3 protein-coding genes are annotated in these 3,269 nt (G+C 73.3%); 1 reads left to right on the top strand and 2 read right to left on the bottom strand.

What is annotated here, in order from left to right; translation table 11 throughout:
• Positions 1-159: 159 nt before the first annotated feature.
• Positions 160-2,388, top strand: a complete 2,229-nt coding sequence (locus ACFCV8_RS35800; protein ID WP_376689737.1) for an MMPL family transporter — start codon at positions 160-162, stop codon at positions 2,386-2,388.
• A 75-nt stretch (positions 2,389-2,463) separates the two neighbouring features.
• On the opposite strand, the gene trxA is transcribed toward ACFCV8_RS35800, so the two are convergent.
• Complete coding sequence (trxA, locus tag ACFCV8_RS35795) at positions 2,464-2,811, bottom strand: thioredoxin (protein ID WP_376689736.1); 348 nt, start codon at positions 2,809-2,811, stop codon at positions 2,464-2,466.
• Positions 2,812-2,814: 3 nt separating this feature from the next.
• Positions 2,815-3,219, bottom strand: a complete 405-nt coding sequence (locus ACFCV8_RS35790; protein ID WP_376689735.1) for a MerR family transcriptional regulator — start codon at positions 3,217-3,219, stop codon at positions 2,815-2,817.
• Between the last annotated feature and the right edge of the window lie 50 nt (positions 3,220-3,269).

The raw sequence follows: 3,269 nt of genomic DNA, 5'->3' as shown, positions 1-3,269 counted from the left end.
CCGGTGGCACACCCCGCGGGCCGGGGCTCGCCGAGGCCGTGGGGACGGCGCCCGGCGTGCCGGGCGGGAGCCCGTCGAGCGGATCGGCGGGTCCCCGCCCCGTCACCGGCCGGTGACGCGGTCCTCCTCCCCTCCTCCTCACGTTCGGAGCCCTTTTCCATGGCCCCGTTCCTGCACCGGATCGGCCGCGGCGCCTTCAGGCGCCGCTGGCCGGTACTGCTGCTCTGGGTCCTCCTGCTCGGCGCGGTGGGCGCTGCCACGGCCGGCAGCGGCGGCAGCGCGGGTGAGAACATCACCCTGCCCGGCACCGAGGCGCAGAAGGCGTTCGACCTGCTCGGTGAGAAGTTCCCCACGGCCAACGCCGAGGGCGCGAGCGTCCGTGTCGTCTTCAAGGCACCGGACGGGGAGAAGCTCACCGGTACCCGGCAGACGGAGGTCACCCGGCTCCTGAAGGACGTACGGGGCTCCTCCTCGCAGATCGCCCAGGTCACCGATCCGTTCCGGACCGGGGCGATCAGCGCCGACCGGTCCACCGGCTACGCCCAGGTCACCTACCGCGCCAAGGCCGGAGACCTGACCGACGGCGACCACGAGCGTCTGGACCGGGCCCTCGACCGGGGACGGGACCGGGGCCTGACCGTCGAGGCGTCCGGATCGGCGCTCGCACCGGTCGGGGCCGGCATGTCCAGCGAGGCCGTCGGTTTCGCGCTGGCCGCCCTCATCCTGGTCATCACCTTCGGCTCGCTGGCCGCGGCCGGCATGCCGCTGCTGACGGCCCTGATCGGCGTCGGGATCACCACCAGCGCGATCACCGCGCTGACGGCGGCCCTCGACCTCAACAGCAGCACCTCGGCGCTGGCCTCCATGCTCGGCATCGCGGTCGGCATCGACTACGCGCTGTTCATCGTGTCCCGCTACCGCTCCGAGCGCGCCGACGGCCACGACGCCCGGGAGGCGGCCGCCCGCGCCAACGGCACCGCCGGCTCCGCCGTCGTCTTCGCCGGCCTGACCGTGGTCGTCGCGCTGGCCGGACTGGCCGTGGTCGACCTGCCCGTCCTCACGGCCATGGGCCTGGCCGCGGCCGGTGCCGTGACCATCGCCGTCCTGGTCGCCGTGACGCTGGTGCCGGCCCTGCTCGCCTTCGCCCCCGAGCGCGTCCGCGGCCGCGCCGCCCGCAAGCGGCAGGCCGTGCCCGCCCAGGAAACGGCGCCCGCCGGAAAGCCGCTGGGCGAGAGGTGGGCGGCCTTCGTCCTGCGCCGGCCGCTGAAGGTCCTCCTCGTCGCCGTGCTCGGCCTGGTGGTCGTGGCCCTGCCCGCCACCAGGCTGGAGCTCGGGCTGCCCGACGACGGCTCGCAGCCGGCCTCCACCACCCAGCGCAAGGCCTACGACATGCTGGCCGGCTCGTTCGGCCCCGGCTTCAACGGACCGCTCACCCTCGTCGTCAGCGATGACGACCCGGCCCGGGCCAAGGCCGCGGCCACCGGACTCGGCGACCGCATCAAGGAGATGAAGGGCGTCGCCACGGTCACTCCGGCCGCGTTCAACCAGGACGGCGACACGGCCATCGTCACCGTGATTCCCGACAGCGCGCCGGCCGGGGACGCCACCAAGGAACTCGTCCACGACATCCGCGAGATCACCCACGACCCGGCCCGCACCGGCGGTGCCGAGGCCCTGGTGACCGGCACCACCGCCCTCAATATCGACGTCTCCGCCAAGTTCACCAGCGCGATCCTCCCCTACCTGGCGCTCGTCGTCGGGCTCGCGTTCCTCATCCTGATCCTGGTGTTCCGCTCCCTGCTGGTCCCGCTCAAGGCCGCCCTCGGATTCCTGCTCTCGGTCCTCGCCTCGCTCGGCGCGCTCGTCGCCGTCTTCCAGTGGGGCTGGCTCAAGGGCCTCTTCGGTCTGGAGGTCACCGGCCCCGTCATGAGCCTGATGCCGATCCTCACCGTCGGCATCGTCTTCGGGCTGGCCATGGACTACCAGGTCTTCCTCGTCACCCGCATACGCGAGGCCCACGTGCACGGGGCCGATCCCCGCCGGGCCATCACCGAGGGGTTCGCACACAGCGGCCGGGTCGTCACCGTCGCCGCGTTGATCATGACGTTCGTCTTCGCGGGATTCATCGGCGCCGACGAAGCGATGATCAAGGCACTCGGCTTCGGCCTCGCCGCGGCGGTCCTCCTCGACGCGTTCGTCGTCCGCATGACGATCGTCCCCGCCGTGCTGGCCCTGCTGGGCGAACGCGCCTGGCAGCTTCCCCGGTGGATCGACAGGATCCTCCCGCGCGTGGACATCGAGGGCGAGAACCTCGCCCGCCCCGCCGGGCCCGCCCGGCCCGGGAGCGAGGCAGGGGTGCGGGCCCCCGCCCACAGCGGCCACCACTGACCGGGCACGCGAGGCGCCCGCACCTCTCGACGGTGCGGGCGGGGCCGTAGGTTCGGCGCCTGTCCCGGGACGCGCTCAGCCCGCCCCGTCCAGCACCTCCTCCAGTTCCGCCAGGAGCTTGCGGCGGGGGCGGGCGCCGACCATCTGCCGTACGGGTTCGCCGTCGCGGAAGACGATCAGGGTGGGCGCCGAGAGGACCGCGTACCGGGCGGCGGTGGCGGGGCTGGTGTCGATGTCGAGCTGGACGATCTCCATGCGTCCGGCGAGCTCGGCGGCGACGGCCGAGAGCACCGGGGCCAGCTGGCGGCACGGGCCGCACCAGTCGGCGGTGAACTCGACCAGGACGGGGAGCCCGGCCGCGAGCACCCGCTCGTCGAAGGTGGCGTCGGTGACTTCGGCGACGCCCTGCGCGGTGTGGATCATCTGTCATCCTCCCAGTTCACAACGTGGTTCCGGTCCACCGGGCAGCTCGGCCGCGGCCTCCAGTTCGGCGCGGGCGAGCTGGGCGCCCACCTGGTCGCGCACGGTACGGAGCTGCCCGATCAGCGCGTCGAGTTCGCCGAGCTTGCGGCGGTAGACGGCGAGCGAGGCGGGGCAGGCGTCACCGGCCGGGTGGCCGGCGCGCAGGCACTCGACGAACGGCCGGGTCTCCTCCAGTTCGAACCCGAAGTCCTGGAGGGTCCGGATCTGCCGGACGAGCCCGAGGTCGTCCTCGTCGTAGTCGCGGTAGCCGTTGTCCGTGCGGCGCGCGGGCAGCAGTCCGCGCGACTCGTAGTAGCGGAGCGTCCGCGTGGTCGTGCCGGCCCGTTCGGCGAGTTCCCCGATTCGCATGTCATGGACGGTAGACCTTGACGTCGGCGTCAGGGCAAACGGCAGCGGCC

The organism is Streptomyces sp. NPDC056347 (assembly GCF_042262625.1).
GTDB lineage: Bacteria > Actinomycetota > Actinomycetes > Streptomycetales > Streptomycetaceae > Streptomyces.
Note: the sequence above shows the minus strand (reverse complement) of the source record. Positions and strands in the feature narration are given on the sequence as shown.

Bases quoted from the DNA above. Each gene is read 5' to 3' on its own strand.
- ACFCV8_RS35800 (WP_376689737.1), top strand. From the start codon at position 160: ATGGCCCCGTTCCTGCACCGGATCGGCCGCGGCGCCTTCAGGCGCCGC.
- trxA (WP_376689736.1), bottom strand. From the start codon at position 2,811: ATGATCCACACCGCGCAGGGCGTCGCCGAAGTCACCGACGCCACCTTC.
- ACFCV8_RS35790 (WP_376689735.1), bottom strand. From the start codon at position 3,219: ATGCGAATCGGGGAACTCGCCGAACGGGCCGGCACGACCACGCGGACG.